Origin of the sequence: Terribacillus saccharophilus, from assembly GCF_046592595.1 — a bacterium.
Taxonomy (GTDB): Bacteria; Bacillota; Bacilli; order Bacillales; family Amphibacillaceae; genus Terribacillus; species Terribacillus saccharophilus_C.
Map to the genome: position 1 here is coordinate 133673 of NZ_JAWVPF010000007.1, position 20552 is coordinate 154224.

The window sequence follows — 20552 nt, forward strand, 5'->3', positions numbered from 1 at the left end:
CCATCGCTGATAGACATCATTTCTCTTCTTCTTGTTTATTCTCATCACTATTCTGATCTTCAGCGTTCTGCTGTTCTTCAGATGCAGCTTCCTGATCGGGGGCTGCTTCCGTCTCTGAATCCTCACCAAGCGGATCTAAATTATATTCCTCCAGCAATTTATCCAGCTGATTTTGGAAATCTTCGACTTGTCTGTCCCGATCTGTTCCAGATAGATCCGGATTGTTCTTCACTTGTTCAATCTTTTTGATCAAAGCATAGATAATCAACTGTGGATCATCGATATATTTTGCTTTATCCAGGGAGGTATCCAATTCACCACGGCCATTATAAATCCAATAAAGCAGATAATCCTGATCGCTATTCAGTGACACATTTTTTAAAATGGATTCTTTTTCTTCGTCAGATAAAGCTTCAACCTGGATATAAGAATACGCCAGTGCATATTTTGTCTGGCTCGGCAGCTTTTCAGGATCTTCTTCCTCCAGTGTAGTAATGACGTCATTATAATTATCCGCCAGGAACTCACCGTGTGCTTCCAATTGTTTATCCTGGAACGGATCTTTTATTAATGCATAGTAAACAAGCGGCGCAGCGAGTAAGACACTAAGGATGATCAAAATAATAGATAAACGTTTATATAACCTAAAACGTTTTGTCGGTAAAAAGCTCATCGTCTTATCTGTTTTTTTCTGTTCCTTCGCATAGCTTTCTTGAAGGTAATCTCTTAGCGCCCCGATTGTTTCCAGCTTTTGGATATTTTTCTCGAAATCTGATTCAGTTGCATTCTCAAGAGAGCCATGAAAAAGCTGATCGAATGTGTACTTCTTAGAAAACATGGCAATGCTGATACATTTATATTGTTTAAGGAATTTCTCTGACTGCATATCGAATGGGGGTACGATATCACGGACACCGCGGTGAATCACTTGCGGCATCAAATTCTCATCGAAGACGAGATTGTCAGGATGAAGGAAAAACGTGATCCGACTGGAAAGGAAACGTTCCAATTTGCCAATATTGCTCAGAATGCGCAGTTTATCATCCTGACGCAGCTTTTGGACGTCAGACCACTTTTTATGATTGGGATTGGTGGTGTAGATGAATGCTAAAGTATCTTCCTCTTCTTGTACCTCCATTGGCACAAACTGCTCAGAGGGTTGGTGCATTAAATGCAGCTGTCGGATATCTTTTACCGTTGTTTGGGATATAGGCATTTTTATCCGAATCGTTTGTTTATCGTGCTGCAGCGTATATGTCGCGTTATCCAATTCTATTTTTCTCTCATTCATGTTTTGCTGGCTCCTTCACAATTAGCACAAACGGCACTTTTCGTTACAAGACTACTAGTACATCGCCGTCTGTGACTGGATAGTCTCTTAGATAGTCATCATCCGCCAGGACAAGATGCTTGTTTACAATCTTGATCGTGGAATGGATGCCGCTTGATTCGATATGCAATGTATCCATCACGTGATGAAGCAGCTGCTTCACCGTCAATTGAGTGGGAATACGCAAGTCATAGACAGATCCTTCTCTGCTGAGAGATTGGAAGTCCATCGTGACGTTTATATGGTTCGTGTTGGCCATCGTCTCTCTCCTAGTCTAATAATTTTCGCATCATCATATATAAGCCGATGCATAACGCGAGCGCAATTCCGATCAGGAAGTAAAGTACTCCGTTTCCGGAATCCTGCTCCGTTTGACCCGCTGCCTTTTGACCATCGGCGACTTCAGAGGTATAGTCTGAGGTAAACAATGTATCCTGCACATCCTCTAATCGTGCTTGCTGATCGATGTCGAGTGTAAAAACACTATCTTGCAATGCTTTCACATCATCCCTTTTCACTTCAGCTTTTTGTTGGATATCATCTGTTGTTTCGTCATTGAACAGTCCTGGAAAAACTTTTTCCTTCTCCGTTTCCCGGTTATCTGTCCCAACATCTTTTTCTTTTTGTATACGATCGATTTCCATCTGGAGACTTCCACGTTCATTTTCATCAGAATTAGATTCTGCTGATACTTCCAAAGGAAGAAGTATCAGCAGAATAATGGTGAATATGAACGCCAAATCAACCAGCTTCTGTGTGGTTATCATCGGCATTATCTACTCCTTTATCCGATTGGCTAATGACCAATAGGTTGGCTAATGCACCTATAGCTGCTGCGATGACGAGTGCAAAAATCGCAACAACATAGTTGACCGAGCCTTCTACAATACGAAGCATGAATGTCTCCATGTATTGAAGAGGAGAAAACTTTTCTATGGTCGGGAATGCTGTGCTTGCTGTTCCGATCGCATCTGTAAAGAATAGATACAAACTGAATATCGCAAGCAAAATAAACATTCCGATCATCTTCATTTGTCTTAACAAATATGTCGCTATTAACAGCATCGCCGTGATAAGAAGAGCCATGACGGCAGTCAATTGAATCTTGTTCAAATCGTCGATTGGCAAGTAGTAGCTAGCGACAATACCAATAACAATACCTTCCAGCAATCCAATACCAGCTGTAATGATTGTGATTGGCGCATGCTGTACCATCAATGACGTATCAGATGCGAATTGGTCATCCTGTTTTCGTCTCATATGCAAGGTTGAGATGACATAAGCCGTGAATAGAACGACAATGAAACTAATCAGCACTAAATAATAAGGCGTGAAAATCGTCTCGGCTTGTGCTGCTATCGTACCTTCATTGCTCGTCTGAACAGGATTGGAAAGGAAATCATACAGATTCTCATTCTGCCTGTCACCGACTCGGCTGTTTGCCAGCACTTCCGTGAAGTTCTCCGTGAAGTTCTGATCATCCGACAGCTTGTCTGTCAGATTGGAAGCAAGCGTCTCCGCATCGCTTACCAGATTTGTACCGCTCTGTTCAATTTCTCTAGCTTGCGTATCGATATTATCGAAGGTTTCATATACTTGGTCAGCGGTATTCGTATTACTCTGTGCTTGCTCAGCTAATGACTGACTCGACATCAGCAGTGGCTGGAATTCACTGCCCAACGTCAGGACAGCTTCCTGTTCACCCTGGGCATTCGTTTGGATTTCTGTCTGCCCATCCAATACCGTCATCATTTGTTCGCGCCATGCAGCTACATCTTCTAATGTCTGGCTGACATTATCATTCAATACAGCTGCTTGCTCTGTCGTTGCAGCAACCTGTCCAGTTAATGTATCGGCATCTGCGATAGCTTGCTGCACCTGCGACTGGTAGTCACCGACTTGCTGACGGAAAGCTTCTGCTGGTGTTTGAAGCTGTTCTGTGACGCTGCCGGTGATTTGAGCTGTCATGTAATCTGCTAGAAGATCCTTGATGTCTTTTTTGTTGAATAAATAATAAAGCGAGTCCCTGCTAGCTAGATTGACTAAGCTTTCAGAACTAAAATTATCAGGTAGTCCATGTAGCCCGAAGCCAAAATAGCTTTCGTATTGTGATCCCAGTTCTTGATAGGAAGAAATAGTATTATCAACAGTATTAATTAATACTTGAGTTGTATCGTCCATTTCTTCAATTGGAGTCATTATCTTATGCTGTATTACATTGTTTTTGATAATAAGTGGTTCTGGCTTCTCTTGCTCTTCTTCTTTATCTCCTTCACCATCATTATCCTCGCCTGGTGTAGGAGTTGGATCCGCATCTTCGTTCTGATTATCTTCAGTATCTCCATTCTCCTCTGACCCTTCCTGATTTTGCCCTTGGTCATTGGTTGGATCGTTGGAAGACTCATCTTCTTCTACAGGTGCTGAATCAGCAGGTTCCTCATCGCTAGTTACAGGATCCTTTCCTTCAATATTATCCTTGTCTTCATTCTCTTCTTCCTTGGCTTCTTCTTGTGTCTCTTTATCTTTATCTGGATTAGGATCATTTTTTATTTGGATACTGCCCAGTAAATTACTGGACCCTGTTTGAAATGCAATATTTTCCTCTGGTTTCTCTTCTTCCTCTTTATGCTTCTTCGGTATCAATTTCCAAGACCATTCGACTGGCTTATACACGTCAAATGACCCTTCGTTCAACTGTAGTGTAGCTTCAACTTTGAAGCTTCCTTCCGTATGCGGAACTTTAATGACACCAGAACCATCTTTTGAAATCGGTTCTCCGTCTGATAAAGTCAATGTGATATTTTTTGCAGTAAAGTTCTTGGGTACTTGAAGTTCAAAGCTACTTTCTTCCGTGTCATTTTCCGGAATTTCAACAGTATCGGAAACAGGAATACCTTCTTGAAGCTTTTTATTCAATCTCTCAAATTCATCTTTTAATGTTGGAGAAGGGTCCTTATCAATATTAACGCCCTTAATTTCATTCTGATATTTTTCAGTCATTCGAATTACATTTGTAATCTCATTTACGGTACTATCCGATAAACCCACATCCTGAAAATCATCCGCGTTCAAAGAAGGTAGCTTACCTATAGCTCGATTGATTCTGTTTCGAGCAACTTGATTAGGGTCTTCGAACAGCATATTGATATTCAGATATTGATCTTCATCAAGTTCTTCTTCAATTGTATTCCTAATTCTATCCTCTATCTTAGCCCTGAATTGCTCATTGCTTTCCGTCAGATACGCATCAATATCCTGCTGAAGAGCCGCGACTCTTTCAGAGGAATCCTGCAGCTGCTGCTGTAACGATACGGAACCACTATAGATATTCGTAGTATTCAGTGATGCAACCGGACGGTTCATAACTGTATCAACTGTACCTTGCTGACTTGCAGCAAACTGGCGGTTGATTGCTTCATTTGTAGCAACCAGCTGATCCAATCGCTGGTCTACTTCCCCTGCAGTCAATCCTTGACTGAATTGATGGATTTGATCCTGGAAGTTTACTAGTTCGGTGTTATTTGTTTCTTTTAAATTCATTACTTCGTCCAAGTTGCTGACAAAGTCTTCTCCAAGCTGGGTTTCATCAACAAGCTGATCCTCATAGGAAGCCAGCAGCTCACCGAAACTTGTGAAGCTTTCTTTCGAAACTTCTGTATTGTCCCTTACCAAGCCAAATTGATCGGTATAACCAGATAATGGCTGGAACACATTTGAGTTATAGGAATTCGTATATGCCGCTTGACGGTTGACCATCTGACCGATGTTATCCTGCGCATTCTGCAGATTCCCGATGATGCTGGCAAAATATACGTCGATAACTCTTCTGTTAAAATCATTCAGTATATCACTTGCTGTTTTCTCCGCCTCTTCTTTCATACGCGGATTTTCAGATGCATTTATCTTATACTGCAGCACTACTTGCTCAGGTGCCTCCGCAGTGATATTGAGTGATTTCTCCGAAAAGTCATTGGGAATTACGATAATCATATCGTATGTATTATTCTTCAAGCCGCTTTCCGCAACTCCCCGACTTACGACGAACCACTCATGATTCTCATTCTCACTCACCGAATTGACAAAGGCATCTCCGAAGGCAAGCTCGGTACCATTAAACGTAGAACCTTGGTCTTCATTGACAAGCGCAACCGACATATTCTGTGTTTGCGGCTGTTCCGCTGTCTTCGTCGTTTCCTGGTGCAAGGTTAAGTAAGATAAACCCGATGCCAGCAATACGATAAGTACTAAAAATAAAATCCATCTTTTATCAAACTTTTTCAATGTATTATCAACTCCTGGTGTCTCCAGTTTGTATAGTATGTGTTTTCAAGTATCGTTTATGGTAATGATGGATGAAACATAAAACTTGTTTTTTTACAGTAATTGGGCTACATAACGCATGCGTCATGCAGCCCACCCTGTCGTGTCATGCGACGGTCAAACAGCAGCCAGTTGGGTGCTTATCTGAATCCGAAGTTTTGTGATAGTGCTTCGTCCTGCTCTTGTACTGCTTGAGCTGTTTTCTCGAGCTGCTGCTGGATATCTAGCATAAGCTGGGAGAACTCTTGAACTTTAGGCTTCAACTGGATGAATTGATCATCAAAACGATCGAAAGCTCTACCTTCCCACTCTGAACGAAGTTGTACCTGCAGGTTGCTTAAATCTGTAAGAACGTCATCAATTGTTTGAGAACCCTTACCATATCTCTTTGCATGGTTTTGTAACTGCTCAGGGGTCATGCGAATTTGTCCTGACATTTGCTCAGCTCCTCTTTTAATTAAATTTTACAGAAGGTTGTAGTGATTCCAATAAATGTATACCCAATACCTTCTCAAATAAATCCTAAAGAAAGGAAAATTTAAAGTCAACGTAGTATGAAACGATTTCCAGAAATTAAGCGGTAAGTCCCGAAATGATATAGGCAGATATCCCGGTTTAGAAAAAGAATTAATTTTGTACCATTATAAAAGTCTTATAAACTGGTAATTTGAGGTTTTTTGTAAAATTGGGGCGAATCACAATATGTAAGATGTTTTACAATTATTTAACACGAGTATGCTTGAAATGAATCCATTTAAATAAAAAAGGAGCATGTATCTCCACATGCCCCTACTTCCTCTTTAAGCAATCAATTTCAGACCTACAGCAGAGGCCAGTATCAGTCCAATACAAACAAGTCTCTTCCAATCCTTGGACTCCTGGAAGAAAAACATCCCTACAATCGCTCCCCCAGCTGTTCCTATACCAGTCCAGATAGCATAAGCAGTCCCCATCGGGAGGTACGACATGCTATAGGATAGACAGCCGAAGCTTCCAGCGAATCCAAGAATGAACAAGCTGATGTTCTTGAAGCTGGGCTTCTCATTTAGTTTGTTAATCATTGTAACACCCAGCACTTCAAACATACCTGCTATGATAAGCACAATCCAAGCCATCAGACACCCTCCTCTGTCTGTTTGTCCACAGTTACGAGCTTAAGGCCAATGACACCTAATAAAAGGACTGCAATCAATGCGACCTTTGCCAGTTTGAAAGGTTCGCCGAAAAATAGCATGTCCACAATCACCGTACCTGTCGATCCAATACCGACAAATACCGCGTATACGGTTCCGACAGGCATGTGCTTGCTTGCCTGCAGTATCAAATAAAAGCTAAGCAAAATACATAGGATCGTACCTGCCCATTCAAGTGTGTTATTCGCGTGCTTTAGCCCTATAACCCATAAAACTTCGATCAGGCCAGCCAGCACGACGCTAAGCCAATGTTTTGTCATGTTCATTTCCTCCAATCAAAAAAAGCCTGGGAGATAGAAATCTCCCAGGCTTTTATCCTTCCGTGTCACGGCATTGCTGCTGTGCGTTTTCTCTCGGACCAGTCCAGCTTTGGCTGCGGAACCCTAGAAAACTATCTGCCATATTCATCTGGTCATTATATAGGATACGAAAGCTCGATGCAAGCAATTATAAGACAAAGTGATTATACTGGCTAAGTCAGGAGGAATTACGATGCAATCATTTAAAGACCTATTTCAGCAGCGAATCAATATGGACAGCGAAGTGATATTTGTTACACTGCCTATGCTATTACAACAATTCTCTCAGACCATTCCATTTGAGAACCTGCGAATTATCGATAAACATAAAAGCCCTCTGTCAAAAGAAGGACTGCAGGAAAAAATCCTAATCCGCAACGAAGGCGGCGTTTGTTATGAATTAAATACGCTTCTATATCATTTCTTAGAAGAAAGTGGATTCGATGTCACCTTACTATCTGCCTGTATTTACGATCAGAAGACGAATGACTGGAGTGCAACTGGAAATACACATACTACAATCCTTTTGAAGCATAGCGGAGAGAAGTATATTGTCGATGCCGGATTTGGAGCTAATGTACCTCTTGCTCCACTGCCGTTGTCAGGAGAAGTCATGACAACTGCCAATGGCCAATTCTGCATCAAGCCCGCTGATGAAGGTTATACACTGGAATTAAAATTAGCAGACCGGGACAACGATTGGCATACAGGTTATGTTTTTTCAGAAGAAAACCAGATCACTAACATGGACAAACTGCAGGAAATGCAGCAGATTATCGAAACACATCCTGCTTCTCCCTTTAATAAGTCACCGTTGCTTACAAGAAGGACTACAAATGGCCTTTACATTTTAACGCCTTCTTCATATACAAAATGGCAGAATGGTATTCCTGAAAAGCAGACGATTGGCGAGGAAGAATATGACATGCTGCTGCAAACTATATTTAACATGCAGAGGCTGCAATAAATGCAGCCTCTTTTCTATGTATGGAAGTCAATAATCATTTGGAATCTTTTTCCGACAGTTTTTAATAAAGTTAATTAACTGTTGTCCTAATTCATCAGTTATTGAGTCATGCGCTATATCGCTCGTATAATCATTTAACTCTGCCACATACTACTTTTATACATTCTACAGTCGGGAAAGGAGCAGATTATGAAGAGCAATCAATTCGGTGTCCATGAAATCACAGATTTAAGGGAGCTCAGCAATTTTAAATGGGCATGTCTTACTCAATTAGAAACACAGCTTCTACAAGTACAGAATCCCGTTCTGAAACAGCTGCTGATTGAAAGTGCAGAACAGGACAAACTGACAATCACAAATATGCAGCCTTTTCTTGTATCTGCAAGTGAATCTTTCATGCATGGGGAGGGATCGATGTGAACGAGCAACCGTTATCCGTTTCAGATAGAGGTATAGCAACTGATTTATTATTTAAGACAAAAGCTTCTATAAAAGATTTATCCGCTGCAATTACGGAAGCGACAACTGGTGAAGTACATGAGCTGCTGGTAGATGAATTACATAAAGCGATTCAGCAGCACGAGAAAATCTATGGCTTCTTGCAGGATCGCGGTATTTATGATGCTTACCGAGTTCCTCACCAGCTGGAAAAAGACAGCAATTATATTAGTGATGCTTTAAAAAGGTCAGGTGGAACACTATGAAAGCAGGAGTGCATGAAGAGCTGGAGCTCCAGGAGCTGCTGCATTTCAAGAGTCTTTGTCTGACCAAGTCGACTATGATGAAAGGTCTTGTATCAGATCCAGCATTACAGAAGCTGATGGAAGCAGACTCCAGCACAACCCTCCAACACGTACAGGGGCTGTCTGATTTGCTGGAAAGGACGAAGGAAATATGAATGATATAGTAAAAAAGCTAATGGGGATGGGTCCTTTGACTGATCAAGTCATTTCATCCGATATGCTGCAATCCGCAAAAGCAGGAATTAAAAGTTATGCTTTGGCGATAACCGAAACAGCTACACCAGAAATAAGACAGGTACTCGTAAAGCAACTAGATGAAGCTATTACACAACATCGAAATATCGCTTTATATATGATCGATAAAGGCTACTACCATCCGCATGATTCCGCACAGCAGCTGGAGCAGAATTTAGCTGTTGGTCAAACAGCAATCAACCTAGCAAAGGATTGAAACTACCTAAAGAGAAATCACTCGATTTCTCTTTTTTTATTTCTTTCTGCAGGTAAAAGAATACTACCATTAGAACTTTACCCAAAAGAAAAGGATGACCGTTATGGTCATCCCTTCACTTAATTTAACTTCTCACCTTGATACACATCTACTGTCAGTGGAGCACTAAGCATTTTTTTAGCAGCTTCGCTGAACTTTTGGAAGTGGCTGCTTGTATTATGTGCTTGAACAGCCTCCATGTCCTTCCAGTTTTCCACCATAACAAAGCTGTTGGCATCTTTTGGATCCTGGAATAAATCGTAACTGTTGTTTCCAGCTTCTGCTTGACTTCCTTGCATAACCGCTTCGATTTCTTGAAGGAATTCTTCTCTTTTCTCTGGTTCAACTGACATTCTAGCATGAATGATAATCATGGTCTCTCTCTCCTTATTTCCATTCTGTAATTTGTTCTACCGGCATACGATAGGATCTGTAGCCTGCATCTGCTGCTTTTCCGATGGAAAGCAGCATGACCGGAACATAACGTTCCTTATCCAGATCGAACGCTTCCGCGATTTGGTCTTTCTCAAACCCGCCAATCGGATTTGTATCGTAACCATACGCCTTCGCAGTCAGCATCAGCTGCATGGATACCAAACCGCTATCGATAAGGATTGTTTCCCTATTTTTCTGTTCCGTAATACCAGAAAGCAGATTACGGATAGAGACGACTTGCTGCTCTTTGACTTCTTGCGGCATAAGTCCATGCTCAACGGCTTTTCCATAGATTTCTTCCAAGTAGTCAAGATTATTCATATCAGCAAAAACAGCGATCACTGCTGAGGAAGTTTTCACTTGCTGCTGATTGAATCTGGCAAGCGGCGCAAGCTTTGCTTTTGCTTCCGGACTCTCAATGATAACAAAACGCCAAGGCTGTAAGTTGACTGAGGATGGCGCCTTCGTTGCAACAGTAAGGATTTCAGACATTTCTTCCTTACTGATTTTTACATTCTCATCATACGTACGGATGGAACGGCGATCCTGCACAATCTGAAGGAAAACTTCTTTATTATATAGTGGTGTTTCGTTCATTTTTCTCCTCCTAGCTGATTCTTTGTGACTTGGGACACATTTTCACTGACTTTGCTCAGCATTTGCAGGAATTGTACTAGCTCTGCTTCAGAAAAGCCAGCCAACGTCTCTTTCACAAACTGGCTTTTTTCCTGATAGGATTGCTCGATATGACGCTTTGCTTCCTCCTCCAGCTTCACCCACGTAGCCCGCTGATCATCTACCTTCTTAAAGCGAATGATCGTACCAGCTGCTTCAAGCTGCTTTAAATGTCTGGTTACAGCAGCAGCATCGATATTGACTTCCCTTTGTAATGCAGATTGAGTCACTTCTCCATGCTGCAATAAATAATGAAGTATTTCCACACGTGAAGGGCTGGCTCCTAAACAAGCCTCGTACTTTGAGCATAACTCCTTATTAACAGCTTGCAGCTGCAGGAAAATCTGCAGGCGAACGGAACAAGCAGTCATCGGCATAACCTCTTTCTAAATAGTTGATACATCAATGGTTGATAGGTCAATCATATACTTTCGTAATATATATGTCAATCCTCTTGCTCGCATAAAAAAAGAGCAGGGATTGACCCCACTCTTATTTCGTCGTTTCTTTCCAGCTGTCATCCATCACCATTTTACCTGGCCATGTATATGCAGTAAGCCCTCCATCAACAACCAAATCCTGTCCAGTGATATAGGAGCTATCGTCTGATACAAGGAATAATACGGCTTTGGCAATTTCATCCGGAGCTCCGAGTCTGCCCATTGGAGCAAGCCATTTATTTGATTCGCGGAAGGCTTTTCCCTGCTCCTCTTCCTTCGATCGTGTCAGTTCATCTATCAGGGGAGTTTCAATTGTACCTGGTGAAACGGAGTTCGCTCTGATTCCTTGTCTGCCATAATCAATGGCAGTTGCTTTGGTGAAATTAATGATGCCGCCTTTTGCTGCATTATAGCCGGATCTGTCAAGATCCGCGAAACTTCCGCTCATGGAAGCATTATTTACGATGGCACCTTTCCCATTTTCCAGCATCAGCGGAATAAGGAATTTGCTCATCAGGAACGTTCCCCGCAAATCCGTCTTTTGGATGCTGTCAAATAATTCAATTGGATATTCATGTACCTTGCCGCCTTCTTGGTCGATACCGGCATTATTAAAGAGCACATCCAATTTCCCGTATGATTCCTTCACCTGATCAGCAAATTTCTTCACACTAGCTTCGTCAGAAACATCTACTTCATAGGCTTCTGCTTGTCCTCCAGCAGATTGAATTGAGTCTGCCAAATCCATCATTTCGTCTTTCTTGATATCTGCCACCAGTACGGTAGCTCCTTCTTGCGCGAACATAGAAGCAGTCGCTCGTCCGATACCGGTTGCCCCACCAGTTACGACTGCAATACGATTATCTAGTTTTCCCAATGCTAACAACTCCTTCAACAATGCTTGCCTATTGTTTTACCGGTCAAAGGAGAGTTAAAACATAACACTTGGAGACAAAGTAATGTGTTGCGAAAAATTTTACTAGCGCATTTACCCCAAAAATACAACTGCGTCATGCATAGTTATAAATTATAGTATTGCAGCGATGAATGAATCCATCCGTATTAACGGTAAAATACATGGTTGCCGATTTGCTCCACATGCTCCTGTGTTTCCGCAATCCAGTTTGTAGTAGCTGTTTCTGGATTCATGAACCAGACGATATCCTGCATATTATCTTTTTGTACCAAAGCGTCTGCTACTGCTTGTACCGTTTCCTCCGTTGGTTCACTTCGCCAAATGACGCCAGAGCTTACTGGCTGAAACTGCCCCTTTTGCATGATGACATCATGGATGGAATCAGGGAATTCCTCACTGTCAATACGATTGAGTACAACCGTAGCCACTGCTACCTTTCCTGGATAGTCCTCACCGCTTGTTTCAGCCTGAACTAGTCTTTGAAGCAGCTCGATCTCTTCTGCTGTATATTGTTTTTGCTCGATCGTCGCTTCTGCCAAGTCCTCTGTCCGATCATCTCTATCGGTTAAGACGATAGCAGCTGGCCCATTTTCAGAATGTGTATCTTTATTGGATAACATCGGCTGGGTTCTTTCATCCGCATAAACTTTTGCTGGATAGACATTCTGTTTCAGATCCTTCATTGGCAGATATAAAACCAGACAAAGGTTGCTTACAAAAAAGAAAGTCAATAAAAAAAGCGTTAGAAGTTTCTGCATAATCAAGTCCTTTTCTTTGTTATGTATGTGGAATAATCAGTCCATAACGCTTAATACCCAGTCACCTTTTTTAACAAACATTAAGATTTCATTACTAGTGTATGTTCTTGTATGCAAACTAGTCCTGCCAATGTATTTCTAGCTTGGAAATCTTTTGTCTTCCAGCAGGATACTTGCCCAACCTTGCATAGACTGCTGTGCATACAGTAAAGGGACAGGAGGAATGTTTATGAGCTACACACACTATTCGCATCCATATAACCAGCCAACCTATACGACAGACTACAGAACGAACCAAGAAGACCAGCGCTTTGGATTTGCTTTTCTGCCATTCATCGGCGGACTTGCCGGAGGTCTGCTTGGCAGTGCTTTGATCAGCGGACCCGGTTATGGTTATAAGTATGGATATAATACTCCTTACCCGGTGCCTTATCCTGTTCCTTATCCATATCCGACACCTTATCCGTATAACTATTACTATTCCACTCAACAGCGTTGACTTATAGAGGGACAGCTTGACTGTCCTTACATAATTACTGTCTATCGTGCAACACTACTGGCAGGAGGTGGGATAGATGCAGCAGAAACAGAACAAATCGGATCATCGTGATCTTGCAGCAGAAGCAATTGGTTTGGATCAAGATGAGCAAGCAATGAATGGCGAATACGGTCATCCGGAAACAGAATATGAAAACAATGCCCACAAGCAAAAGAAAACACAGCTTTAACAGCTGTGTTTTTCTGTATCAGATGAATTTGGAAGCAATATAAGTCACGACGAACCATACCGCCAGGGCAATGACAATCCCTAGCATGAACCCTTTAATGAATGTAGACCGACTGCGCACCTGCCTGCACCTCTTTTGCTTTTTGCCAATAGTCTTTACTTGGATTCCGCTTTTTATAAGTACGCAGCCTTTTCTTATTTCTTAGCAGTAGTATCAGTCTTTGTACCTTGCTTAGCTGTCTGCTGCTGTTTTTGGAAATCTTCCCGGAACTTATCCCTCGCAGCGGAAAAGATGCAGAGCATACCCAACCCTCCCATATTCTTGATACTTCTGTTTTGCCAAGTTGGCAACAACTTAAAACTTCTTTTTCACAAAAATTTCAGAAGCAGAATGTTTAATCTTCCAGTATGTTATAGGTCTCCAGCTAATATGTTTGAGTCGATGATGATCTGTAAAAGAAGCATCGAAAGATACCCACTTCAATTTATGCTCCTGTTGTTTGTCTGATTAAACTTTTTTTGTAACTGCCGTATCCTTTTCAGCATTATTCAGAAGCATAAAATGCTTCCGCTGCTTTCGCTGCCTGTTTACGTAAAACGGAAAACGGCATACTGCCCTTCTCCCGTTTCAGCTTCACGAGCAGTTGCTGCCAGACTACCTCTTCTCTGATACTGTCCAGGAGCTCATGCCCTTCCCATGTCAGTCCATATATGAGAAGTTCCTCCTCTTCCTCTTCTTCATCCAGAACGGTTTCCAGCTTAATCAGCTTTGCTTCCTTCATCAGCTGCAAGTGATAATTCATTTCTTCTTCGGAATATTCATCTTCCTCAGTTACTTCCAGCGCAAAGCCCCCCTCTGTGAATTCTGCTTCAATGTCCAATAAGAGACTTCTAATAAGAGACATGTCCCTTTTCAAACGCATCACCTCTACCCATAATTTCTGCTTTTGCACCCATTTTCCTTCAAGAAAAAAAGACTCCCTATTCGCGGGAGTCCAGTCTTGCTATCTTATCTCTAAAAGTACTTCCTCAGTGGCATCTTGCGTCTTTCTTCCTCTTATCTGCAAAGTTACCCTTTCGCCTTCACACCATACAGGAGCAGCAATCGGAAGAGAAGCTTGATAATCCTGGCCGCCCACCCTGATCACATAATGCCTTTCTGTTCCTTGGAACTGGCTAATGATAATTTCGCCATTTAATCCTTCTGCTTCTGCTGGTAGCAGCTGCCACTCCTCCGGCCTGACGGGGAAAAGCTGCTTTTGTTTCAGCTTCTCTGATACACCATTATCCTTCCAGCGCAACTGACTGCCGGCAGGATTGAAATAGTTTCCATTCCATGTACCTTCCACTAAGTTTGCTTTACCGACAAATGTAGCTACAAATGGAGTTTCCGGACGCTGATAAATAGCTTCCGGTGTATCTGCTTGTTCAATCCGGCCATGCTGCATGACAAGCACCCGATCAGCCATTGCCAGCGCCTCTCCTTGATCATGTGTGACATAAATGATGGTTGCACCAAGCTTCTTGTGGATCTGCTTGATTTCTTTTCGCATACTGATCCGCAATTCCGCATCCAAAGCACTCAGAGGTTCATCCATGAGCAAAATATCCGGTTTTGGAGCAATTGCCCTGGCTAAAGCTACACGCTGCTGCTGCCCGCCTGATAATGCTGCAGGATATCTCTCCCGAAAGGATTCCATACCGACAAGCTGTAACACCTCTGTTACTCTTACCTCTTGTTCCTCTGGCGTTCGTTTCTCTGAGAAACGATGATTTTTCAATGCAAAACAGATGTGTTCCTCCACTGTCATATGAGGCCAGAGGGCGAAGGATTGAAATACCATTCCTATATTTCGGTTTTCTGGTTTGCTGATTTGCTTGGAATTTGCTACTTCCTTATCACCGAATCGTATCGTTCCGGCCGTGGGTTTCATGAAACCCGCCAGCAAACGCAGTAACGTTGTTTTTCCGCAGCCGGACGGACCAAGAATCGCGAGGAATTCTCCTTTTTGGATTGTCAATTCCACCTGGCTCAATGCAGCAGTTTTCCCATATTCTTTTTCCAATCCCTGCAATGTGATCACGCTCTTCTCCTCCTTTGTCTCCCTTTACGCTGCACGAAGAGATATGCAGTGCCTCCAAGCAGGATCGCCAATACAATCAACGTTGAGAAAGCTGTCGAGTACGTGCTGTAACCTGCTTGTTCGAAACTGAAAATGATGACGCCAACTGTCTCTGCACCACTGGACCACAGCATACTGGAGACAGTCAGCTCTGTCAGCGAAGTCAGGAAAACCAGCAACGCGCCACTTAAAACTCCCGGCATGATAAGCGGCAGCAGAATTTGTCTCCATCTTGTAAAAAGATTGGCACCATTCGTTCGTGCAGCCTCCTCCATCCGAACGTCCAGCTGTGTGAATGCAGTATAGCTGCCCCGGAATTGCAAAACAAAGAACCGGGTGATATAAGCAATCAAAAGTATAGCCGGTGTGCCATATACACCTGGATACCAACCTGGAAAAGGCTGCATCCACATTAAAATGATGCACAGAGCCAGCACTGTCCCTGGAAGTGCGTAAGGCATTGTAATAATTGCCTCCATTATCTTCGGGAATCTTCCCTGCTTATGGGAACGGTAATAAGCAAATATAGTACCGAAAACAAGACATACAATCGCAGTGATGAGCCCAAGTATCAGACTATTGCTCAAGGATCGAATCACTTTTTCATCCTCAAATAGAATATAGCGATAATTTCCAAGGGAAAAATTCTCCCATGTCAAATCGATTCCGTATGCCTGAACGAGACTGACTGTACCCATGGCAAGTAAGGGAACCAAGCTTGTACCAAGCAGGAATATCCAAAGAACCGCCTGCAGGATTCTGCGTTGGCTTGATCGCAGCTGGATGCGAGGCTTATTATCTGGAACAGTCGTTTCAGTGACCTTGCTTTTTCTTAATAACCATACTTGAATCAGTGTAGCAGCCACTGCAATGATACCGAGCAAAACAGAGAGGACAGCTGCCCGACTGAAGGCACTCGGCCCATATCCGATTACTTGTTCATAGATATACGTACTCAGTACACGAATATTTGCCGGTATTCCCAGAAAAGCAGGCACACCGAAATTATCCAAGTTGGATAAGAACGCCAGCAAGCCTCCACTGCATATACCCGGCAATGCCATCGGCAGTATCACTTTTCTCCAGCTGGTGAACCTTGATGCACCAGAAACCATGGCAGCAAGTTCCGCATCACGAGGAATCCTGCGGAAGACTTGTACTGTCATCAAATAGACAAGTGGGTAATGCGAAATACCGAGTACAAATATAATACCGCCGACGCTGTATAAATTAGGGACAAGCCAGTCAGGCAATGCTCCAAGCGGGCCTGAATTGCTGAAAAATTGAACCCATGCGAGTGTCGTGATATACGACGGAATGATAAAAGGCAAATATACGAAAAGCTGCATCACTGCCTTACCGCGGACATCCATGTAGGCCATGATGGCAGCCATCGTTATGCCCAGAATCATAGACAGTAAAGTACTGCCGAGGACAATATAAATTGTATTCCAAAGTGTTTTCCACGTAACAGACTCTTTGAGCACCTCTGAATAAGCGCTCATTGAGATGCTCTCTCCAGAGGTGAAACTCATACAAATCAATCTGACAATCGGCAACAGGAAAAAGAAAATTAGAATCAGGATCCCGATAAAAATAGGAAGCTTTCGGAGGGCGGTATGTCTGCCTTCTTCCAGCTGCCTTGATTTCATGGTTAATTGCAATGGGTTGCCCTCCTTTTGCTTATTTACCGAAAAGATCCTCAAATTGCTGTTTGTCTTCGTTGCGAGATGTATACAATGCTTCCGTATCGGCCTGTAATACTTTCATCTCATCGTATGTTTTCAGCCCTTCCGGCGCATTGATCTCATCCCTGATCGGAGTATATCCAAGCTCTGCTGCAAGCTTTTGCCCTTCCTCAGATAAAACATAGTCAACAAATGCTTCTGCTGCTGCAGCATTATCCGCATCCTTCGTGATGCCTATCGGCTCTGTTATGACTGGTACACCTTCCTCTGGATAAACAAGCTCGACTGGAGATCCATCCGCTTTTGCCCTGGCAGCAAGATAGTCGACAATCACACCATACTGTTTCTCACCGGAAGCAACAGATTTCAATACATCACCATTTCCCTTTACGACTGCAGTCTCCTGATTCATGAGCTTTTCGTAGAAGTCCCAGCCAAAAGCATCCTGCCTGGTCAATACACCAAGATTATATGCAGCAGCCCCAGAGTACAACGGGCTAGGCATAACTGTTTGAGCCTTCGCATCAGCTTCAGTCAATGCACTCCAGCTAGTTGGTGCATCGCCTGCGTCGGTATTTGCAACGATTCCTGTTGCCATGATTTTCGTACCAGTATAATAATGATCTGTATCTTCGAATTCATCCGGAACAGCATTCAATTCTCCTGACTCATAGGCCTGCAGCATATCCTGCTCTTTCAAATCCTCAAATGTCACACTGTCCGCTACGAGCAGGACGTCAGCTTGCACATCACCTGCCATCTTCTCCGCATTCAGTTTGGAAATCACTTCTTCAGTACCGGATCGGTACGTTTCCACTTCCACTTCCGGATAACGTTTTTCAAAACCCTCAACCAGTTTCTGTGCATCAGCATCCGGCTGGGATGTATAGAAGCTGAGCGTACCGGCGATTTCTCCGTCCGAAGCACCAGCACTTGTTTGAGCGTCCTCTTGTCCGCACGCTGCAAGTGCAAATAATGCAGTACCTGCGATACCTGCCAACCATTTTCTTTTCATCCCAATCTCTCCTTTTACTCTGAAGTATTTGTCTCCATAGACTTGAACCAGCGTTCTATTTGTTCTTGCTTTCGTTTATAATGAGTTCGCAATTCAATCGGTGAAACGGTTATGTATCCTTCTTTCAGCAAAAGATAATCGCTTTCCGGCTGGAAATCTGTCAGCTCCCGCAGCTGATCCTTCAGCCAATAATATACTTCTCCATGCGGATCATGGAGGCCAACGAAGCGATACCGCGATACACTCAAATCCATCGGGATAACTTGAATCCCTTTGAATTCCCGTTTATCGATATTTGGCAAATTGACATTCAGTAAACCGACGGCTTTCGATCTATGCTGAAGCAAAACTTCTGCAACCTGATAAAATAGGGTTTTAACCTTAGAATAATTCACATGACGAGGCGAACTGCTATTCAAGCTGACCGAAGCAGACGGTATATGATAGAGGGACGCTTCTACTGCAGCCGCCATCGTACCGGAGTAATAGATGTCACGTCCCAGATTTGGTCCAAGATTGATCCCGGAAAAAAGGAAGTCTGGTTTTTCAGGCAGCAGTACTTCCACAGCAAGCTTGACACAATCTGCTGGAGTCCCATTCAGACTCCAAGCTCCAGCAACTCCTGGAAAATGGTACATCTCCTTGATACGAACGGGCTGACGCATGGTAATAGACTGGGTAACAGCGCCGTACTCCTGATCTGGACAAACAACATACACCTCACCAAAATGCTGCAATGTCTCAATCATCGCCTCTGCTCCAGGAGAGAAAATACCGTCGTCATTCGTAACCAGAATTCTCATGTGACGCCCTCCTTTAGTTGGCTAAGTTCAGCAAAATAGATGCCAGCTGAATCAGGCACAACCTTCTCCATCGGTTCACTCCTGGGCAGCATTATTAAAAAATAGATATTCTTCACAGCATGACTCCTTTCATTTGTTCCTATATTGTTAACTGTACAAGCTGATTGTGAAGCTAGTGTTTAAGGAATTGTGAAGATATGTTTAATTGTTGTAAAAGAAAGAAAATTGTCATGGGTAGCTTACTCTCCAACAGAACAACGTTTTTTAATCCAGCTTCTTGTCTAAACGTAAATAATTTACAATCCATACACAATTTGATGATTTTTTATCTAATAAAGACATTTCGTAATTATTGATAGATCATCCATAGTTCACTTTGTTTTAAAAAAACCTACTTTTTACCTAATTTCTATTGAATGTCAGCTAATAAAATGCAGATTATACTAAATTGCCACAAAATCTTAATGGTATATTCGATTTAATTCATATACTTTCGCTATTACCTATGAGACAATGGATATAGAAACATAAATACACTAGGTAAGGAAGTGAGTTCGATGCTCTACAGAATTGTCCGAGAAGCGAACGGAACGAAAACCTACCTAAAACATTCCAGTTCATCTTCAGATATGCTGTTCCGCAGTGAGACGGAAGCTACAGATCTGATGCAGAAGCTTAATTCACAGACTAAGAGCGATGTCCGGTGGTCGGTTCAAGCTAGTATAGATTAAAAAGAGCGATGTCCTAGTGGATATCGCTCTTTCTTTTACATATTTACAAGAGACGCTTCTATAATCAGTTTTCGATAAAGAGGTGCAATCAATTGTTTTTCGGGATCTTTAAGATGTTCTTCCAGAAAGGGATTTTCTTGCATAAGCAGCGTCAAGATAGCAGCTGCTGCTTTCTGATAACCTGATGGTGTCAGATTTTCCAGTACTTCTTTAAACTTGGAGAAAATATCTTGCGGCAGAAGCTGCTCCGCTCGTTTAAGCCCAAGCTGTGCACGATCAGGCGCATGGTGATGCATCAGTATCCTGGCTAGCGGATCCGTAACCTGCTGCAGCATAGCTGCTGCCCATGCACCATTCCCTCTTAAAGCAGCTTTCCGGTATTGGAATAGGAACCATGTCAGATCTATTATCTGGTTTCCGTACTCTTCATCTGTCATCGTAAGCTTTTGATTTCCTTTGAATTGATCCATCAATCGATCAGGATCATAAAGTACTCTAAAATGATCACTTTGTTTGAATGTTTTTACTGTCACGGTAAACAAATCCACATGGAGGAAGTTATCATAAACAATAATCAACTGCGGTGCGATAATAAATAGCTCTTCACTATAAAGAACATTTTTATATCTGGCCAGCAAATCTAGTCTCTTTTCTAAAAAACTATGTAAGTCATGATCTTCTACAAGACAATATAAATCTATATCAGAGTAAGGGTCCTGTTCTCCTCTCCCAAAAGATCCCTTCACAAATACAGCTTTAACTTCCACCTCATTTGCCAGAATATCTACTAGCCTATCAAGAGCGCTGTCGTGCATTAAACTCCCTCCTTTTTCCATATATTCTTTCCACTTTACACTATATAACAAGAAACTCCAACACCTTTTAGCGGTGTTGGAGTT

The 20552-nt window shown here is 42.5% G+C and carries 26 protein-coding genes and 1 riboswitch; of the genes, 8 read left to right on the forward strand and 18 right to left on the reverse strand.

All coding sequences use genetic code 11. The annotated features are described in order from the left end of the window. Positions 1-16 precede the first annotated feature (16 nt). The 7 genes from essB to SFC25_RS13210 all read right to left on the reverse strand — a co-directional run bounded on the left by essB (position 17) and on the right by SFC25_RS13210 (position 7103). Positions 17-1291, reverse strand: a complete 1275-nt coding sequence (gene essB / locus SFC25_RS13180; RefSeq protein WP_411215717.1) for a type VII secretion protein EssB — start codon at positions 1289-1291, stop codon at positions 17-19. Positions 1292-1334: 43 nt separating this feature from the next. Further along, positions 1335-1589: an EsaB/YukD family protein gene (locus SFC25_RS13185; protein ID WP_411215718.1), complete on the reverse strand. Its 255-nt coding sequence runs from the start codon at positions 1587-1589 to the stop codon at positions 1335-1337. A 10-nt stretch (positions 1590-1599) separates the two neighbouring features. After that, a complete protein-coding gene (gene essA, locus SFC25_RS13190) occupies positions 1600-2103 on the reverse strand; it encodes a type VII secretion protein EssA (protein WP_411215719.1) in 504 nt (167 codons plus the stop codon). After that, the gene (gene esaA / locus SFC25_RS13195) at positions 2072-5611 is read right to left on the reverse strand and encodes a type VII secretion protein EsaA (RefSeq protein WP_411215720.1); all 3540 of its coding nucleotides are present in this window, start codon (positions 5609-5611) and stop codon (positions 2072-2074) included. The genes essA and esaA overlap by 32 nt, the downstream gene beginning before the upstream one ends. Positions 5612-5790: 179 nt before the next feature. Continuing rightward, positions 5791-6087 carry a WXG100 family type VII secretion target gene (locus SFC25_RS13200; protein WP_095222909.1) on the reverse strand — a complete coding sequence of 99 codons (297 nt, stop codon included), beginning with the start codon at positions 6085-6087 and terminating at the stop codon, positions 5791-5793. 363 nt (positions 6088-6450) lie between these two features. Next, on the reverse strand, positions 6451-6765 hold the full coding sequence (locus SFC25_RS13205; protein WP_411215721.1) for a DMT family transporter: 315 nt from the start codon (positions 6763-6765) through the stop codon (positions 6451-6453). Next, complete coding sequence (locus tag SFC25_RS13210) at positions 6765-7103, reverse strand: DMT family transporter (RefSeq protein WP_411215722.1); 339 nt, start codon at positions 7101-7103, stop codon at positions 6765-6767. Before SFC25_RS13210 ends, SFC25_RS13205 begins: the two co-directional genes overlap by 1 nt. 39 nt (positions 7104-7142) lie before the next feature. Then, positions 7143-7241, reverse strand: a riboswitch (guanidine-I (ykkC/yxkD leader). A gap of 94 nt (positions 7242-7335) precedes the next feature. Between SFC25_RS13210 and SFC25_RS13215 the strand changes: the two genes are divergently transcribed. The 5 genes from SFC25_RS13215 (at position 7336) to SFC25_RS13235 (ending at position 9303) form a co-directional block, all read left to right on the forward strand. Beyond that, positions 7336-8109 carry an arylamine N-acetyltransferase family protein gene (locus tag SFC25_RS13215; protein WP_411215723.1) on the forward strand — a complete coding sequence of 258 codons (774 nt, stop codon included), beginning with the start codon at positions 7336-7338 and terminating at the stop codon, positions 8107-8109. Between the two features lie 189 nt (positions 8110-8298). Beyond that, positions 8299-8529 (forward strand): hypothetical protein, encoded by a 231-nt coding sequence (locus tag SFC25_RS13220; RefSeq protein WP_411215724.1) that lies wholly within the window; start codon positions 8299-8301, stop codon positions 8527-8529. Further along, positions 8526-8813, forward strand: coding sequence for a spore coat protein (locus tag SFC25_RS13225; RefSeq protein ID WP_411215725.1), 288 nt, complete (start codon positions 8526-8528; stop codon positions 8811-8813). The genes SFC25_RS13220 and SFC25_RS13225 overlap by 4 nt, the downstream gene beginning before the upstream one ends. Further along, entirely contained in the window at positions 8810-9007 is a 198-nt protein-coding gene (locus SFC25_RS13230; protein WP_411215726.1) for a hypothetical protein, read from the forward strand. Before SFC25_RS13225 ends, SFC25_RS13230 begins: the two co-directional genes overlap by 4 nt. Further along, on the forward strand, positions 9004-9303 hold the full coding sequence (locus tag SFC25_RS13235; RefSeq protein ID WP_411215727.1) for a spore coat protein: 300 nt from the start codon (positions 9004-9006) through the stop codon (positions 9301-9303). The genes SFC25_RS13230 and SFC25_RS13235 overlap by 4 nt, the downstream gene beginning before the upstream one ends. A gap of 119 nt (positions 9304-9422) precedes the next feature. Here SFC25_RS13235 and SFC25_RS13240 read toward each other — a convergent pair whose 3' ends face one another. The 5 genes from SFC25_RS13240 to SFC25_RS13260 form a co-directional block, all read right to left on the reverse strand. After that, entirely contained in the window at positions 9423-9716 is a 294-nt protein-coding gene (locus tag SFC25_RS13240) for a putative quinol monooxygenase (protein WP_411215728.1), read from the reverse strand. A 13-nt stretch (positions 9717-9729) separates the two neighbouring features. Then, positions 9730-10374, reverse strand: coding sequence for a nitroreductase family protein (locus SFC25_RS13245; protein ID WP_411215729.1), 645 nt, complete (start codon positions 10372-10374; stop codon positions 9730-9732). Next, complete coding sequence (locus tag SFC25_RS13250) at positions 10371-10823, reverse strand: MarR family winged helix-turn-helix transcriptional regulator (protein WP_411215730.1); 453 nt, start codon at positions 10821-10823, stop codon at positions 10371-10373. The genes SFC25_RS13245 and SFC25_RS13250 overlap by 4 nt, the downstream gene beginning before the upstream one ends. 121 nt (positions 10824-10944) lie before the next feature. Further along, positions 10945-11769, reverse strand: a complete 825-nt coding sequence (locus SFC25_RS13255; RefSeq protein WP_411215731.1) for an SDR family oxidoreductase — start codon at positions 11767-11769, stop codon at positions 10945-10947. Positions 11770-11954: 185 nt separating this feature from the next. Beyond that, the gene (locus SFC25_RS13260; RefSeq protein ID WP_411215732.1) at positions 11955-12566 is read right to left on the reverse strand and encodes a cell wall hydrolase; all 612 of its coding nucleotides are present in this window, start codon (positions 12564-12566) and stop codon (positions 11955-11957) included. Positions 12567-12795: 229 nt separating this feature from the next. Here SFC25_RS13260 and SFC25_RS13265 point away from each other — a divergent pair, with 229 nt between their 5' ends. Together SFC25_RS13265 and SFC25_RS13270 are read left to right on the forward strand one after the other, a co-directional pair. Further along, the gene (locus SFC25_RS13265) at positions 12796-13065 is read left to right on the forward strand and encodes a hypothetical protein (protein ID WP_411215733.1); all 270 of its coding nucleotides are present in this window, start codon (positions 12796-12798) and stop codon (positions 13063-13065) included. Positions 13066-13141: 76 nt separating this feature from the next. Continuing rightward, positions 13142-13294, forward strand: coding sequence for a DUF4021 domain-containing protein (locus SFC25_RS13270; RefSeq protein ID WP_411215734.1), 153 nt, complete (start codon positions 13142-13144; stop codon positions 13292-13294). A gap of 544 nt (positions 13295-13838) precedes the next feature. Here SFC25_RS13270 and SFC25_RS13275 read toward each other — a convergent pair. From SFC25_RS13275 to surE, 5 genes are read right to left on the reverse strand one after another with little or no spacing between them, the layout of a single operon-like run. Then, on the reverse strand, positions 13839-14246 hold the full coding sequence (locus tag SFC25_RS13275; RefSeq protein ID WP_411215735.1) for a DUF2513 domain-containing protein: 408 nt from the start codon (positions 14244-14246) through the stop codon (positions 13839-13841). 51 nt (positions 14247-14297) lie between these two features. Further along, positions 14298-15377, reverse strand: a complete 1080-nt coding sequence (locus SFC25_RS13280; RefSeq protein WP_411215736.1) for an ABC transporter ATP-binding protein — start codon at positions 15375-15377, stop codon at positions 14298-14300. Next, the gene (locus tag SFC25_RS13285; protein WP_411215737.1) at positions 15374-17080 is read right to left on the reverse strand and encodes an ABC transporter permease; all 1707 of its coding nucleotides are present in this window, start codon (positions 17078-17080) and stop codon (positions 15374-15376) included. Before SFC25_RS13285 ends, SFC25_RS13280 begins: the two co-directional genes overlap by 4 nt. A 19-nt stretch (positions 17081-17099) precedes the next feature. Then, positions 17100-18119 carry an ABC transporter substrate-binding protein gene (locus SFC25_RS13290; protein WP_411215738.1) on the reverse strand — a complete coding sequence of 340 codons (1020 nt, stop codon included), beginning with the start codon at positions 18117-18119 and terminating at the stop codon, positions 17100-17102. A gap of 14 nt (positions 18120-18133) precedes the next feature. Then, on the reverse strand, positions 18134-18922 hold the full coding sequence (gene surE / locus SFC25_RS13295) for a 5'/3'-nucleotidase SurE (protein ID WP_411215739.1): 789 nt from the start codon (positions 18920-18922) through the stop codon (positions 18134-18136). Between the two features lie 557 nt (positions 18923-19479). Here surE and SFC25_RS13300 point away from each other — a divergent pair. Beyond that, positions 19480-19653, forward strand: coding sequence for a hypothetical protein (locus SFC25_RS13300; protein ID WP_411215740.1), 174 nt, complete (start codon positions 19480-19482; stop codon positions 19651-19653). A gap of 35 nt (positions 19654-19688) precedes the next feature. Here SFC25_RS13300 and SFC25_RS13305 read toward each other — a convergent pair whose 3' ends face one another. Then, on the reverse strand, positions 19689-20468 hold the full coding sequence (locus SFC25_RS13305) for a nucleotidyltransferase domain-containing protein (RefSeq protein ID WP_411215741.1): 780 nt from the start codon (positions 20466-20468) through the stop codon (positions 19689-19691). Positions 20469-20552: the final 84 nt, after the last annotated feature.

What these genes read in the sequence shown, in the direction of transcription:
- essB (WP_411215717.1), bottom strand. Translation starts at nt 1,291, where the DNA reads ATGAATGAGAGAAAAATAGAATTGGATAACGCGACATATACGCTGCAG.
- SFC25_RS13185 (WP_411215718.1), bottom strand. Translation starts at nt 1,589, where the DNA reads ATGGCCAACACGAACCATATAAACGTCACGATGGACTTCCAATCTCTC.
- essA (WP_411215719.1), bottom strand. Translation starts at nt 2,103, where the DNA reads ATGCCGATGATAACCACACAGAAGCTGGTTGATTTGGCGTTCATATTC.
- SFC25_RS13200 (WP_095222909.1), bottom strand. Translation starts at nt 6,087, where the DNA reads ATGTCAGGACAAATTCGCATGACCCCTGAGCAGTTACAAAACCATGCA.
- SFC25_RS13205 (WP_411215721.1), bottom strand. Translation starts at nt 6,765, where the DNA reads ATGGCTTGGATTGTGCTTATCATAGCAGGTATGTTTGAAGTGCTGGGT.
- SFC25_RS13210 (WP_411215722.1), bottom strand. Translation starts at nt 7,103, where the DNA reads ATGACAAAACATTGGCTTAGCGTCGTGCTGGCTGGCCTGATCGAAGTT.
- SFC25_RS13215 (WP_411215723.1), top strand. Translation starts at nt 7,336, where the DNA reads ATGCAATCATTTAAAGACCTATTTCAGCAGCGAATCAATATGGACAGC.
- SFC25_RS13220 (WP_411215724.1), top strand. Translation starts at nt 8,299, where the DNA reads ATGAAGAGCAATCAATTCGGTGTCCATGAAATCACAGATTTAAGGGAG.
- SFC25_RS13230 (WP_411215726.1), top strand. Translation starts at nt 8,810, where the DNA reads ATGAAAGCAGGAGTGCATGAAGAGCTGGAGCTCCAGGAGCTGCTGCAT.
- SFC25_RS13235 (WP_411215727.1), top strand. Translation starts at nt 9,004, where the DNA reads ATGAATGATATAGTAAAAAAGCTAATGGGGATGGGTCCTTTGACTGAT.
- SFC25_RS13240 (WP_411215728.1), bottom strand. Translation starts at nt 9,716, where the DNA reads ATGATTATCATTCATGCTAGAATGTCAGTTGAACCAGAGAAAAGAGAA.
- SFC25_RS13245 (WP_411215729.1), bottom strand. Translation starts at nt 10,374, where the DNA reads ATGAACGAAACACCACTATATAATAAAGAAGTTTTCCTTCAGATTGTG.
- SFC25_RS13250 (WP_411215730.1), bottom strand. Translation starts at nt 10,823, where the DNA reads ATGACTGCTTGTTCCGTTCGCCTGCAGATTTTCCTGCAGCTGCAAGCT.
- SFC25_RS13260 (WP_411215732.1), bottom strand. Translation starts at nt 12,566, where the DNA reads ATGCAGAAACTTCTAACGCTTTTTTTATTGACTTTCTTTTTTGTAAGC.
- SFC25_RS13265 (WP_411215733.1), top strand. Translation starts at nt 12,796, where the DNA reads ATGAGCTACACACACTATTCGCATCCATATAACCAGCCAACCTATACG.
- SFC25_RS13270 (WP_411215734.1), top strand. Translation starts at nt 13,142, where the DNA reads ATGCAGCAGAAACAGAACAAATCGGATCATCGTGATCTTGCAGCAGAA.
- SFC25_RS13290 (WP_411215738.1), bottom strand. Translation starts at nt 18,119, where the DNA reads ATGAAAAGAAAATGGTTGGCAGGTATCGCAGGTACTGCATTATTTGCA.
- surE (WP_411215739.1), bottom strand. Translation starts at nt 18,922, where the DNA reads ATGAGAATTCTGGTTACGAATGACGACGGTATTTTCTCTCCTGGAGCA.
- SFC25_RS13300 (WP_411215740.1), top strand. Translation starts at nt 19,480, where the DNA reads ATGCTCTACAGAATTGTCCGAGAAGCGAACGGAACGAAAACCTACCTA.
- SFC25_RS13305 (WP_411215741.1), bottom strand. Translation starts at nt 20,468, where the DNA reads ATGCACGACAGCGCTCTTGATAGGCTAGTAGATATTCTGGCAAATGAG.